The sequence below is a fragment of the Saprospiraceae bacterium genome, assembly GCA_016715965.1.
GTDB lineage: Bacteria > Bacteroidota > Bacteroidia > Chitinophagales > Saprospiraceae > Vicinibacter.
In genome coordinates this window covers 1,251,892-1,266,923 of sequence record JADJXG010000001.1, presented here as the reverse complement: position 1 = coordinate 1,266,923, position 15,032 = coordinate 1,251,892, and the positions used below count along the sequence as shown (strand labels likewise).

Sequence of the window (15,032 nt, the reverse complement as noted above, 5' to 3'; positions counted from 1 at the left end):
TTACTCAAAAGCATTGATCCCGGTCACATCCATGCCGGTGATCAGCAGGTGGATGTCGTGGGTGCCTTCGTAGGTGAGCACGGTTTCCAGATTCATCATGTGACGCATAATGGGAAACTCGTTCATGATGCCCATTCCTCCCAGGATCTGGCGGGACTCTCTGGCGACGCTGAGCGCGGTGAAGACATTGTTTCTTTTGGCCATGGAAATCTGAGCCGGTGTGGCAGCTCCTTTATTGGCCAAAGCGCCTAATCTCCAGGCCAAAAGCTGGGCTTTGGTGAGTTCGGTGATCATCTCGGCCAGTTTTTTCTGGGTCAGCTGGAAGCCTGCCAAAGGTCTGCCAAACTGGATTCTCTCTTTGCTGTAGCGCAGGGCCGTGTCATAACAATCCATACCTGCCCCGATGGCTCCCCAGGCGATGCCATAGCGAGCTTTCGATAGACAGGAGAGTGGTCCCTTAAGCCCTTTGATATTTGGAAAAACCTGAGATTTGGGCACACGCACGTCTTCGAAGATGAGTTCTCCGGTGACAGAAGCCCTGAGCGACCATTTGCCGTGCATCTCGGGTGCTGAAAATCCCTTGCTGTCTTTTTCGACCACCATCCCGAGGATTTCTCCGGCCTCGTTTTTGGCCCATACCACCGCAAGATCCGCTACCGGAGAGTTGGTGATCCACATTTTGGCTCCATTAAGTATATAAGCGTCACCGTCGTCTTTGACATTGGTGACCATGCCCGCAGGGTTGCTGCCAAAATCGGGTTCTGTCAGGCCAAAACAACCGATAAAATCACCATTGCCGAGTTTGGGGAGGTATTTCCTTTTTTGTTCTTCTGAGGCGTATTTAAAAATGGGGTACATCACCAGAGAACCTTGCACAGAGGCCATGGAGCGGATGCCGCTGTCACCTCTTTCGAGCTCCTGCATGATGATTCCATAGGCAGTTTCATCCATCCCGCCACCACCATATTCAGTAGGGATGCTGGGACCAAAGGCGCCGATCTCCGCCAGCCCTTTGAATAGATGGGTGGGACAAGTTGCCTTGTTAGAATATTCTTCGATGATGGGACTGACTTCCTGTTTGACCCATTCCCGGACGGCAGATCTGGCCATCAGATGCTCTTCACTGAGCAATTCGTCCACTGCATAATAATCGTGTCCTTCGTACAGATCAGAGCGGTTTGCCATGGTACAAAATTTTGCGCAAAGGTAAGAGAATCTATCTGCTTGATCAGGATTGAAAACTTTAGAAGCTGCGTAGTTTGGGACAAAAAAGGATCACGAAGCTGAAAAGCTTATTCATTGGGCTTGGGCAACATAATTAATATCGCTACGTTTGGATTATATTAACGATTCCTTAATTCCTCTGATATGAAAAACAAGCACTTCTTTTCAATTTTTTTCTTCGGTTTCTTTTGCCTAAATACATTTTACTTAAAAGCCGTTAACGATCTCACCGTTGCAGACCCCAGGGGTTCAAAGAGTGGGAAGGGATCTATAGATTCAGCCAGCCTGATCATACGTCCAAAGGGAGTTTTTTTTGAACATTCTCTCTATCTCAATTTTTCAGGAAAGTCTCTTAACTTTCAAACGAAAGATACTTTTGAAATTGTCTTGAAATTTGATTTGCCAGAAAATGCCATCGTGACAGATTCCTGGCTTTGGCTAAACGATCAGGTCATTTTAAAAGGAAAACTATTGGATGTCTGGAGCGCGATCAATATTTATGAAAATATAGTTAGAAGAAATAGGGATCCGTCGTTGCTAAGACGATTGAGTGCCACCCAATATGAACTTAGAATTTTTCCAATGGCGGGAACGGAAGACAGGAAAGTGAAAATTACTTATTTATTGCCGGCCACTCTTTCTGAAGATCTGATGAGCAGGACCATTTCCATCCCATTCCTTCAGGTTTCTAAAGTCCCATTGAAAGAAATCAATTTGGTTTATTTCCCCACAGAAAAACATCTTGAACCAAGCATTTCACTAGCAGGGGCCGCTTTTGAAAATTTATGGGAAAATACTGACTCTGTCAACGGCAAGTTTTATTATAAACCTGTACCTATCAAAGAGGCCATCAATGGATTTAAATTAAATGTATTAATGGATAAAGCATATCCCAGTTTTTATTCAACTTTTTACAATGGCAAAGATCATTATTATCAACTTGGGGTGAGGATGAGTTCAATATTGGATCTGGTACAGAATAAAAAGATATTGGTGATTTTCGATTATTTTTCAAGCTTCGCAAATCCAAAGGATGAGGTCCTTTTAAATTTAGAGGAATCCTTACTAAAACAAGTCAGTGATCAAAATCAGATTGGTTTTATTTTTATTCGCGACTTGCAGGTGGAACAAATTTTTCCGAATTGGGCGGTTGCTTCTCCGGAAAATATTAGGACAGGCATTGCCCAATTAAAATCCAGAGCAGGGAATTCCGGATCTCCGATCCAACTTCTCAACCAGGGTCTTGAGATATTAAAATCTCAACAAGGTCCTGCCAATATTTTGATGGTCACTTCCGGTGATAATTATTCGGATTGGCAAACAGTCAATACGATCATCCAAACACTGACTGACAAAGGCATTTCTCAATATCCAATCAATATTGCAGACATCAACATCCGAACTACCGCCTGCTATAATCTCGGTGGAAGGACGTATTGTAACAATCAGTATTTATTGCAAAATTTGTCAAACCTTACAAAAGGGTCTTACTCAAAAATTGGTGGAAGCAACACACTTCAGACGGTAATACTTTCAGAAACAGAAAGGGCTAAAGGCACCATTCTTCATTTGGATTTTTATACCAAGTCGGAAGAAGGTATTTGCATCAACAGGTTTTACAACAAACCATTGAGCGAAGTGACTTATAGCGACATGGTATTGCAATTTGGGAAATTTATTGGAAAACCACCTTTTAGTGTTGAGATATCCGGATTGTTGGACAACCATTTTTTTAACAATAGGATCACGATACCGGAAGATCATGTTCTGCCCGGCGACAAAGCCACTCAACAGGCCTGGAGTTCTTTCCATATAAAAGAACTGGAAAAACTGAATTCAAACAGTGCAATCAGTAATATCATTTATTCCAGCCAGGAAAGCAATGTGCTTTCACAGTACACCGCATTTTTATGTTTGGAGGACAGCAGTTATTTTTGCCTCAACTGCGTGGATGATACCAAAGTGATCTCAGATGTGAGTGACGACATTTTCAGGGACAGTATCGAGATCATCGCGCTCCCCAATCCGTTTTCTGAGAAAATTCAAATCATACTAAGAAACATTGGCAATGAAAATCAAGATCAGTGCGTGGTCAGCTTAACAGATATGAATGGTCGCTTCTTAAAAAAATTGACAGAAGTCTCACGTCAAAATAATGAGTTAAAATTTGAATGGTTACCGGAGGCGAACTTTCCACCAGGTATCTATTACTGTGTAATTCAAACAGATAAATTTAGGAAATCGATTAAGCTGGTTCGATTTTAGAACCGGATATGGGCATTCAATTTTGTCCTGATATTTGTATTTTGACGAGAATCAAAGTTATTTAGGTTTTATGTAGAGATTACTAATAATTTGGATTTTAGTAGCCGTTTAAGATATCTTTCAAAATAAGTCATGAGACTTAAGATAATTCATAATAAGTCAATCATTATATTGAATATCTAAATGTATCAATGTATTCAAGGTAGAAGAAATTCAATTTAAAGGATCAATAATCAAGCAATAAGAATCAAGAATCTGTTAATTAGTTGTCAATTGTTTGAAAACCATTATATACAATTTTATATTTGTGAACGCTACCTGATTTATTCACCTTAAAATAATTTTATGCAAACCTCAAACCTCAAGCCTCAAGCCTCAAGCCTCAAGCCTCAAGCCATTTTACTGGATAAAATGGACTTGTTCCTTTACCCAAATTAGTTTTCGAACAAGCTACCTGAGAATTTTTGTTGTGGTCTTTTCTCATTTTCAACTCGGTTTTTATTCTTGTAAACAAGACCTTCCGAATCCTGACTCTAGATTTATAAAGAACAAGCCTGACGATTTGGCTTCTGGCGTAATAAGTTGTACAACGACTAATTGTGTAGAGTACAGTTGTTTTTGCTTTCAGGCAAATTGTTGTGATCGGTATGATCTTGATCCTTGTGATTCAACAGATATGAGAAAATATGCTATCGCAGTTGCGAGGGAATTATGCAAAGCTACAAGTAACTGCTTACAAAAATCATTTTCTTTGGAATGTGTGCCGCATTCTGATTCATGTTATGATTTTAGCTTTTTGCCTTACAATTTATTTACAGAAGATCCGGATGGAAATCCTTTTCACTATTGTTCAAATGCCGATTGTAATGGCACACATTATTGTGAAGACCTGGGACCAACATATTATCTTCATCGACCAATGACCATTGCACTTCAAAATCAAATTGCAGCTCATGTAATATATTTGGCTAACCAATACAGACCACGCTGTAATCCAGCACAATTTGGTTTAAATTGCTTTGCAAGAATCGGAGATATTTTTTACAACGTTTGTACTGATCCTGATAAATCTGGTTGTCAAACTTTGGAAGATCCTTGCTGGGATACAAAAATAATAATTAGATTTGAATATTGGTGTTGTCCTTGTAGTATTTGATATTTGAAATGAATAAATATTTTTTTATTTTTTTATCCTATTTTTCAGCTACAATGCTCAATGGACAAACCCATTGGGAACTTGTCTCAGACAGTTCTTTTAATGAAATACAGGATTTTGTATTGACAAAAAAAGGAGAATTAGCTGTTTCAATTAAAGGGAATGATTTAATTTTTCAAACTAATATCTTTAATCATCCAATTGATTGGGTTCGGTTGCCTAAGGTATCTACAAAATTCTTTAGGTACGATTTAAATCCAATCAATTTGTTCTTAGATTTTAGTGATACCTTAATTGCTTTGAGAGGAGCCATTCCTTATCGTTATGATAATACCAGATTTTTTATTGACAGTATTGGCAGATTGGATACAAATTATTCAACTATATCTATTAGTTATTTAATGAAATATAATCTAAATGGAGATTTATTTGGTGAATTAAATGGTTCAATTATTCAATATAAGGACAAATGGAAAAATGATAGATCATATACTGTATTCAATTCAAATACTGGAATTATTAATTATTTTCCATTTAGTCAGGATAATAATTATGCTCTAATTTATAATGCCAATGGAGATGGTTATAGCGTAGTAAAATATAACACTGCAACATCTGTGACGCGAAAAGTATTTGAAACTAATACCCCTATGGATTATAGAGATTTAACTGTAACATCTGATGGGCATATTTTTGCTGGTACGAGTTTAGGTCTTTATCATTCCTACAATGATGGGCAAGATTTTGAATTATGTCTAGTTGATTCAGTTCTAGGCCACACAAGTACTACCAGAGTTTGTCAGACAAAGTCAGGGAATGCCGTTCTTGTTAAGCTTTCTTCTGGTTTCTTTGCAAGCTACGATAAGGGCAAAACATGGAAGAAATTATATTTATTTGGTATGAGTTTGATTGATTATCCATTTACAGTGTGGGAAAAAGTAGAGATTATAGATACTGCTCACGCGGCAATTTTAATAAGAAATGGATGTTTTTCATCAGGTGTGTTTCTATTAACTCCAAACAGTATCGGATGGATAAAAATTAACCCTCCATCTTTTAAATTGGATGCCTATGATCTGTTTAAAAATTTGGAAAATAGATTGTTTATCCAGGAAAACCAATGCAAATGGATTTTTTCTGATAGTGAGGGAAAAGAATGGAAAAGTTTGGAATGCAATGGTCACCAAATAACAAAACTTCATAGGGATAGGAAAGATCAACTTTATTGCTTTTTCCCTGATGGTCTTGAGAAACAAGTCCTTTACAAATCAAAGGACAATGGTGAAAGTTGGGATACAAATCATATATTTCCAGGGAGACTATTAAGTTTTAGTAGTTTTAATGATGGATCAATTTTGCTTTTAACGGGTCTTCCTGATAATGGATCAATAAATCCATATATGATTTATTACAGCTCAGATTATGGACAGAATTGGCAACTCCGCAACAATTATTTTGCACCACCAAAGGATGTATCCAAAGTTTTAAAAGGTCCTGATGGAACATTTTACGCCTTCCTTTCCGGAACAAGAGAAGTGATGAAGTCCTCAGACCTTGGACAAAACTGGCAAGTGGACCAAAGATTTAGTAATATCAGCAATCTCAATTCTCCATTTTTTGATGAGCGCAGTTATTTTGTTTTTATAGGAAATGTATCAGGAGTTCATGGCATATACCGAAGCCTGGATTTAGTGAATTTTGATTACATAAGTACAGGGCTCTCGGTGGCACAAGGGATATATAGTATTGCACCCGGAGTTCTGGTGGCTTCCTTTAGCAAGGATGGGATGTATATCACTTATGATTACGGAATAAACTGGACCAATATTACAGGAGATCTTGAGTTTGACATTGAGAACAGAAGTTATAGGGTCAATTCAATTTTAGTGGATCAGCAAGGTAAGGTTTTTCTTGCAAGAGCCTACGATGGAATTCACCGGACACTTTCTTCCGTTGTAAATACCATGGATGTTTCACAAGAGGAAGGACGATTGTTTCATTTTCATCCTAACCCCACAGAAGACTTTGTCAATATCCAATATAATGATATGGAGCTTGGGTCCATCTTGCGTTTGGAACTGACGAATTCTGTTGGCAAAATATTACACCTACAAAATGATATTGGCCCTTCTAACAGGTTGGATCTGAGCCAGATGCAAGCCGGCATTTACTATCTTTCAGCAAGAACCAAGGAGGGCAGAATACAGACAAAAAAAATCATCAAATATTAACCGCCCAAAATAAATTAAGATTTACCGGATCGCGTCTTGATATAAGCTCTCGTACATCGGTAGAATTTTTGATATTTCAAAATCTGAGGCTCTCTGAAGGGCGTTTGACTTGAATTCCTTGTGTTTCTCAGCGTCTGAAAGGATATCCACCGCACCCATACACATATTTTCAACGTCACCGATGGGATAGGAGTAGCCGGAATAGCCGTGGATATTGACTTCTTTGAGTCCTCCTGCATCTGAGCTGATAACCGGAACCCCACATGCCATGGCTTCGAGCGCAGAAAGACCAAAACTCTCATGGTCGGAAGTGAGCATAAACAAATCGGAGATGGCCAGGATATCTTCCACAGCGTCCTGACGACCCAGAAAAAAAACCTTTGGTCCGATGTCCAGTTCGCGGACCAAATCCTCAAGTCTGCTGCGCTCCGGTCCATCTCCCACCAGCATGAGTTTGGCCGGAAGGGTTTTTTGAACTTTATAAAAGCAGCGCACGATGTCTTCGATCCGCTTTACCTTCCTGAAATTGGATATGTGACAGATCAGTTTTTCGCCCTCGCAGGTAAACTGTCTTTTGAGGAAGGAGTCTGTCGAGGGTTTGAAGCGACTCAGATCTACAAAGTTTGGGATCACATCGATCTGCCTTTCTATTCCGAAGGCTTCAATGGTTTTGTTTTTGAGATAATCCGATACCGCAGTAACCCGATCTGATTGGTTGATGCTGAATTCTACCACCGGAAAAAAAGCGCCATCGATCCCCACCAGTGTAATGTCAGTTCCATGCAGGGTGGTGACAATGGGCAATTTTTTTCCTTTCGAACGCAGGATCTCTCTCGCCAGAAATCCAATGATCGCGTGAGGAATGGCGTAGTGTACGTGTAAAATATCCAGCTTCTGGTATAAGGCTACATCCACGATCTTGCTGGTCAGGGCGGTGTCATAGGGTTTAAAATCAAAAAGAGGGTATTCCATTGGAGAAACCTCATGATAAAAAACATTGGATTGATATGGGCCCAACCTGGCAGGGCGCTTGTAACTGATAAAATGAACCTGGTGCCCTTCATTGGCAAGAGCAATTCCCAGCTCAGTCGCCACCACACCGCTGCCTCCATAGGTGGGATAACAGACAATTCCAATGTTGAGTGGCGGATAATTCATAAACCGGTTAAACAAACAATTTGACCGAATGTTATGCTCCTGCTAATTAAATCATTGATTCTTGGCCATTTACTCCATAACAGATCTAGAGAAACTGACCGGTATAAAGGCCCATACCATCCGTATCTGGGAAAAGCGATTTAACATTGTACAACCGAAGCGCACACAGACCAATATTCGCTATTACGACGATTTCGATTTAAAGAAAATCACCAATGTGGCCTTGCTCAACCACAAAGGATATAAAATCTCTTCCATCAGCAGCATGCAGGAATACCAGATTGAAGATCTTGTCGCGCAAATGACAGATGTTGCTTTTTTCAATGCAGATTCCCTGGATGCACTGTCGCTCAGTATTATTCAATTGGACCATGACAAGTTTTTACACATCATCAACAGACATATAGACCAGGAAGGCTTTGATCAAACTTTTGATCAGTTGTTGATGCCCTTGCTCGACAAACTGAACGATCTTTGGTTGGCCGGATCGATTCGCAAAGTGCATGAAGAATTCGCCATGCAATCGATTAAAAGAAGAATTATTCATCAGATCATCCAACTGGAAGGTCAGGCCAAAGAAAAAGAAGGCAGATTTATTGTGAGCATGCAGGGTCAGGAAAATCAGCATTTAAGCCGGTTTTTCGTCGAGTATCTTTTGGCGAGAAATGGGATTGCAAGTTTGTATATGAGCAATGATTCTGACTTAAAGGATTTGCTCGAAGCTGCTCAGACCTTCAAAGCAAAATATATGCTGAGTTTTATCAATGAGGAATCTACCATGCCGGCCATCCAAGAGTTGGCATTGGCCATTCGACAAATGGAACAGCCCATTCAACTCATTCTCATTGGTTATCTGGCCGGAGAGGTTTGTCAGCAATTTCCTGAAGTGGTCTGCATTCAAGATTATGGGCATTTGAAAAAATTAATTGCTGCTATCTGAAAGGCTTCTACCCACCAATAGATGACGGATATTTTTTATCCCTAAATAAAAAGGCTACCACCACAGAATGAAAAACAAGCTTAAATTAATTATTGTCATAGCCTTGGTTTTTGTATTTTCATTGGTGGCATGGAGGATGTCCATCCTACCCCTATGGGGAGTACTACCTTTGTTGTTTTTTCTGAGTGCTTGGATGCTCATTGTTCTTGCATTTGAGAGCCAGTTTAAGACTGTTCCGGAATTTTGGAAAAGACTACTTTTCACAAGTACAGGAGCCATATTATTGAGCTTGGCTTTTCCTCCTTATTCGCTTACACCATTCGCGTTATTTGCGTTGTTGCCTTTGTTCCATTTGATGGATGAAGCTCTACTCAAAAAAAAATCAAGTTGGTTTTTGATTTTTCATTTTTTCGTATTGTGGAATATTCTTACCACCTGGTGGGTGGCCAACGCAGCCCTAATGCCCGGTATCGTAGCCATTTGGCTTAATTCAATGTTGATGCTTATTCCTGTATGGTGTGGCTTACAAACAAAAAAATATCTGCCAGGACTTGGGTTTTGGCCTTTTCTCTTTTATTGGATTGCGTTTGAGCAAATCCACCATCAATGGGAAATTTCCTGGCCCTGGCTAACCATTGGAAACGCCTGGTCCGGCTTCGTTTCATGGGTCCAATGGTACGAGTTTACCGGAACTTTTGGCGGTACGGCATGGACCATTCTCATAAATCTTCTCATTCACCAATTTGGAGGGAGGCCGATATACTCCGGAGAGCATTCTATTCACACGATATGGAGGACCCATAAAATAAAAGGCTCAGCGATTTTGTTGGCTATCCTCGCCCCGGTTTGCTTTTCATGGGTCATTTTATTCCGTACTGCTGAGCCAGAAAAAGAAGTGGAAATTGCGGTGGTCCAAGCCAATTTTGAACCACATTATGAAAAGTTCGAGATTGGTGAATCTGTTCAATTTCATCGATTTGATTCTCTTTCCAGGACGGTGATTCGCCCCAGTACCCAATACCTTGTTTTTCCAGAGACGAGTTTTGGTGAAGCCGGCGCAGTGCTGCGCAGCAACCACCTGAAGGGTGATCCCAGAATTCAGTATTGGAAGAATTTTCTGGATTCATTCCCAGATCTGGCCCTTGTAACTGGTATCACGAGTATACGCGAACTATCGGATTCTGAAACACCTGGGCGGGCCAGCAGAAAATTCATACAAACGGCTTCTGAAAAATATTATGAAGTTGAAAATGCGGCCATACAGATTAAAGCAAACTCAGACAGCATTCCTCTTTACAGAAAAAGCAGATTGGTACCTGGTGCCGAAATATTCCCTTATCGCGAATGGTTGCCTTTTTTAAAACCGATCGTGGACAAGCTTGGAGGTTCCTTGGAGGGTTTGGCTACTCAGGAAAACAGAGAAGTTTTTATCAATGGAAATCATATCATTGCCCCGGTGATCTGCTACGAATCCATTTATGGAGATTACATGCGTGGGTACCTGAAAAATGGAGCCCAGGCCATTTTTGTGATGACGAATGATGGTTGGTGGGACGATACACCTGGTTATATTCAGCACAGGGAATTTTCCAAATTAAGAGCCATCGAATTAAGGAGGCCAGTCATCCGGTCTGCCAATTCAGGAAGCTCTTGTTTTATTAATGTAAAAGGCGAAATTAGTCAAGCCACTGCCTATGACATTCCTATTGCGATTCGCGAGACTGTTGGTTTTACCGACAGGACTAGTTTTTTTGCAAAGTACGGAGACCTGATTGGTTATGGAAGCAGGTTTATCTCGTTGGCGATTATGTTGACAATAATAGCGTTGGCTGGATATCAAAAACTGATGGCCAAAAGCAAGGATTTTATGAAAATCAATTAAGAGATAGAAGGCAATAAAGGCATTACTTCACTTCCATCATCTCTTTTTGGGAGTCATTGGCCGGTACTGCTTTACCTTTCCTTCCCAAATCAAAGGACAGTGTCAGCTCATGAGAACCGCCATTGTAATTTTGGAAGGTCTGATAAGTTTGGTCATAGCTGTAATAAAACCTGAGTTGTTCGATGCGCACTCCGACTAAAAAGGAAACCCTGCTGTCAGAGGGCCCAAAACTGTAGGTAAAACCTCCTGTCAGGCGATCCTCCAACATTTTGAACAATACATTGAGATCAGTTCCAAAAGGAACATCCGAGATTTTTCTAACACATACGGAGGGCTCGATGGTCAATCTGTAAGAAGGAATATCCCAGACACCACCCAAAAATCCTATGAAGTTGACATTGCTCACAGAATCTTTGGCGCGAACCTCATTGTCCAACCTTACCAAAGCAAATTGAGGCAAAGTGATTCCCACTCGGATCTTTTTGTTGAATTCACCCCAAAATCCAAAATCAGCCCCAAAATAATTTAAACCATTCACTGCCCGGTTGATAATGGGATCCGGTGACTGGTGATTGGGATCTGTAATGGTTCTGTTGTCCAAACTGTATTGGATATAAGTTCCTCCTAGACCCAAAGAGAATTTGTGCATTTCACTCACTTTAAAATGATAGGCATAATTGACCTGACCATTGAAGCGATTGGCGACGCCAAAATTTTCATTGTATACCAAACCGCTCAATCCCATATTGGTGGCTGGAGAACCATTGATTCCAAGGGTAATTCCTTTTGGTGAATCATCAAATCCGGCCCACTGACTTCTGAAATTCAACAAAAGTCTATTTGTTTTGTCAAAGCCCGAATGCGCGGGATTGATCAAAAAAGGATTGAGGGTATAATGGTTGTAAACCGCCGGTGTTTTTATGGCTTTGGCGTAGTCTTGTGCATGAAGTCCAAACACGACCACCAGCAAAAAAGAGCTTAAAAAAATATGTAATAAATTTCTCATGTTTTTTCTATTAAAAATTGGAAGAGAATTTTTCATTTAGGGTGGTCTTATCTGACAATGGTGACATGACTTTTGTACAACACATCATTTTTGCCGGGTTCCTTGACCGTGAGTACCCACATGTAAGTACCGTCCGGAAGGATATTACCATCCAAATCTACTCCGGACCATCCATTTGCGTAATCAACCTCCTGGTACACGAGCTGACCCCAGCGGGAAAAGATTTGAAGAATGTTGGCAAAATTTTCAGAACAGCTGATTACTAAATTGTCGTTGGCTCCATCTCCATTCGGAGAAATGGCAAGCCTTCCTGCAAAACAGTCTGCTTTGACATCTTCAGAGCATACCGTAAATCGAAGGACTTTAGTGCATAGATTGGCGTCGGTCACAGTCACACTACATTCACCCGCATTTAATGCGGTTGCAGTGGAAGCAATCTCCCCATTGCACCAGCTGTATGTGTAAGGTCTCACTCCACCACTTACCAATGCCTCATAACTACCGTCAGCGGCAGATTGATCAGATTCACAACTGATTCTTCTGATATTGATATTGATGTCCGGGGCTTCCGTAAGGGTCAGTGGTCCCGCGGTGGCTGTTGTTCCATTTGAACTGGTGACGGTCACGCGGTAGGTGCCAGGACATAGACTAGAAGCAATATTGCTGTTGAGGTTATTTTGATGAGACCATCTGTAAATCAGGGTTCCGCTGCCTCCGGTGACTGTTGCAATTATACTACCATCACATGCACCATTGCAGCTGATGGCATCTCTAATGGCAATACTGACCTGGAGTGAATCACCCCCACCCATCTCTGTAGGAATAACCACCTGAATGGATTTGGTACAATTATTTTTATCTGTAACCACCAAAGTGTAAGTGCCAGCAGGAACATTCAACAGATCTTTTGAATTGCTGACTATGGTTTGGGAGCTGTTGGTCCATACATAAGTATAAGGGGCAGTCCCGCCGGTGGTAGTTGTTCTTGCTCTACCCGAACTGGCATTTGTGCCGACAATGCTATCGACAACAATTTTAATGCTATCAGGAGCTGTCAGATTGATGGTACAGGTGGTGGTTCTGTTGAGCGCATCTGTGACGGTCACCGTATAGGATCCCGCGCATAATCTAGAAACAGAAATTCCAGTACTGTCCGTACTCCAATTGTATCTGAATGGTATGGTGCCCCCATTGACTTCTACACGGATTCTACCGGTGCAATCTCCAAAACAACGAATGCTATCAAGTATGGTGATTGAACAAGTGGGATCTTCGGTAAAACAATTGACTCTTGTGGTATCTCTGGCTACACAGCCATTGCAATCTGTAAGGCTCAATGCATAATTACCACATCTGAGGTTTGTTACCCTGCTATTGATGGTGTCTACCGGATTATTGACCGGCACTCTAAACCATCTGTATTTATAGGGTTGACAACCTCCGGTCACGTTGGCTTGGATGGTCCCATCATTTCTAACAGAGGATTCATGGGTGACGGAAAAATTGATGATTATTTCATCTGGTTGGCTGATGGTAAAATTAGCACTGACGCAGCTGTCAAAAGGTGCATTGTTGTCTCTTACTACCAATCGATACCTGCCTGCGGCCAGATTGGTTGGATTGGCAGCCGGACTTGGAGTAGGACTGACGGGTAATCCAGTCACATCATTGATCCAGTTGTAGGTATAACTACCGGATCCTCCTGTAACGGTGGTATTCACTGAACCAGAGTTTTCACCAAAACACTTGGCAGGAGTGACTCCTGTGATATCGCAATCTACTCCGGCGGAAGGGCAATTGATGGTGATGGTTCCTTCAACTTTTAAAAATGCAGGCATCGGCGGTCTTCCGCAAGCTGCTGTGAATTCAATCGGAGAACTGCCCAAATTGATAAATGTAGGCTTGGTGGTCATGACACAATTACCAATGACATCAAAACATATATTGAATAATATGGTGCCGTCGTTTAATGTGACCGGCATCAGGTCGATGGCCGTCCAGATTACGCGAATCGAATCGTTGCTCACCTCGACATCCCCGGGACCAATTCTCAGATTGGCACCGCTGATTCTTTTATATCTCAATTTGGTATTGTCAAACCGCATCGCAAATTGGAAAGCTTCGATGCAGGTAAAATCTTTTACTAAAATGGGCATACAGTATTCCTGACCCTCAATCACTGTGGTATCTCTGGTGATTAGAGTGATCGTGCTTGGAGGGACAATGACGGTGAATTTTCCTTTGACAAGTTGGGTGTTGAGGACATTGGAGTTGACATCTACCACCTCGATGACATTGGTCTGAGTACTGATAAAATTGATGTCTGTCATGGACATATCATTCCCTACGGCAGTATAGCAAACCTGAAAAATGGTCGAATTATCAGCAAGTGTTGTTGACTGTCCCTGTGGATGTGACCAAAGCCATCTCAATTCAGTAGAATCTTGACTCAAAAACATGGTTCCCCCATAATTCAAGCCGCCCAATCCACTGTTGATATTCCGGACAGAACTAAACCTGGCCACCGTTTTATCCCACTTGAGATTGGCTTGCATCGACTGAATATTTCTAAAGTTTCTCACCGAAATGGTCACACAGCCACTATCGCCTTTGGGTACTGTTTCACTCGAGGCGATGAAAATGACATCGCTTGGATTACCTCCTCCTCCTCCGGGGCAATTGGTTCCGTTTATTTTAACCTTTCCATTTTGACCGCTGGCGTTAATGGGATCACCATTGCCATTGAGAATTTCAACCGGAGTGGGGGTACTGCTCAATGAGATCAAAGATGAATCGCATTTACGCCCAATTAATTTAAACCGGATATCAAATAACTTTGAATTGGCCGGAAGGGTGATGGCGGTCAGATTGGGCTCATCCCACTGAAAAGCCAATTGGCCATTTTTTGGTCTGACCCCGGTCCTGTGATCGGTAAAATTGACATTGTATTGCGGATGACGATTCACGACATCTACAATTTCCAAAACCAGCGAATCGTAAATGACCGAATATTGAGTGGAAAGAACATTGGTAAATCCATCTACCAGAACTGGAACGTCCACCGTAGTACTTGAATCACCACTGACGTTTCCAAATTTGAAAATAACTTGCGCATCTGTATTTAAACCTGTGATGAGGAGTAGAATGGCAAAGATTAATTTTTTCATAGA

General features: G+C 41.2%; 9 protein-coding genes. 5 read left to right on the top strand and 4 right to left on the bottom strand.

All coding sequences use genetic code 11. The features are described 5' to 3' along the window. Complete coding sequence (locus tag IPM48_04645) at nt 1-1,185, bottom strand: acyl-CoA dehydrogenase family protein (protein MBK9270863.1); 1,185 nt, start codon at nt 1,183-1,185, stop codon at nt 1-3. A 183-nt stretch (nt 1,186-1,368) separates the two neighbouring features. Between IPM48_04645 and IPM48_04640 the strand changes: the two genes are divergently transcribed. The 3 genes from IPM48_04640 to IPM48_04630 all read left to right on the top strand — a co-directional run bounded on the left by IPM48_04640 (nt 1,369) and on the right by IPM48_04630 (nt 6,876). Then, complete coding sequence (locus tag IPM48_04640) at nt 1,369-3,489, top strand: T9SS type A sorting domain-containing protein (GenBank protein MBK9270862.1); 2,121 nt, start codon at nt 1,369-1,371, stop codon at nt 3,487-3,489. A 676-nt stretch (nt 3,490-4,165) separates the two neighbouring features. Next, entirely contained in the window at nt 4,166-4,645 is a 480-nt protein-coding gene (locus IPM48_04635; protein MBK9270861.1) for a hypothetical protein, read from the top strand. Nucleotides 4,646-4,653: 8 nt separating this feature from the next. Further along, a complete protein-coding gene (locus tag IPM48_04630) occupies nt 4,654-6,876 on the top strand; it encodes a T9SS type A sorting domain-containing protein (GenBank protein MBK9270860.1) in 2,223 nt (740 codons plus the stop codon). 21 nt (nt 6,877-6,897) lie between these two features. Here IPM48_04630 and bshA read toward each other — a convergent pair whose 3' ends face one another. Beyond that, the gene (bshA, locus tag IPM48_04625) at nt 6,898-8,034 is read right to left on the bottom strand and encodes an N-acetyl-alpha-D-glucosaminyl L-malate synthase BshA (GenBank protein ID MBK9270859.1); all 1,137 of its coding nucleotides are present in this window, start codon (nt 8,032-8,034) and stop codon (nt 6,898-6,900) included. Between the two features lie 61 nt (nt 8,035-8,095). On the opposite strand from bshA, the gene IPM48_04620 reads away from it, so the two are divergent. Then, nucleotides 8,096-8,974 (top strand): MerR family transcriptional regulator, encoded by an 879-nt coding sequence (locus tag IPM48_04620; protein ID MBK9270858.1) that lies wholly within the window; start codon nt 8,096-8,098, stop codon nt 8,972-8,974. Between the two features lie 67 nt (nt 8,975-9,041). Next, the gene (lnt, locus tag IPM48_04615; GenBank protein ID MBK9270857.1) at nt 9,042-10,856 is read left to right on the top strand and encodes an apolipoprotein N-acyltransferase; all 1,815 of its coding nucleotides are present in this window, start codon (nt 9,042-9,044) and stop codon (nt 10,854-10,856) included. Nucleotides 10,857-10,878: 22 nt separating this feature from the next. Here the strand turns inward: lnt and IPM48_04610 are convergent, their stop codons facing one another. Together IPM48_04610 and IPM48_04605 are read right to left on the bottom strand one after the other, a co-directional pair. After that, nucleotides 10,879-11,862, bottom strand: coding sequence for a PorP/SprF family type IX secretion system membrane protein (locus IPM48_04610; protein ID MBK9270856.1), 984 nt, complete (start codon nt 11,860-11,862; stop codon nt 10,879-10,881). 47 nt (nt 11,863-11,909) lie between these two features. Beyond that, a complete protein-coding gene (locus IPM48_04605; protein ID MBK9270855.1) occupies nt 11,910-15,029 on the bottom strand; it encodes a gliding motility-associated C-terminal domain-containing protein in 3,120 nt (1,039 codons plus the stop codon). Nucleotides 15,030-15,032 lie beyond the last annotated feature (3 nt).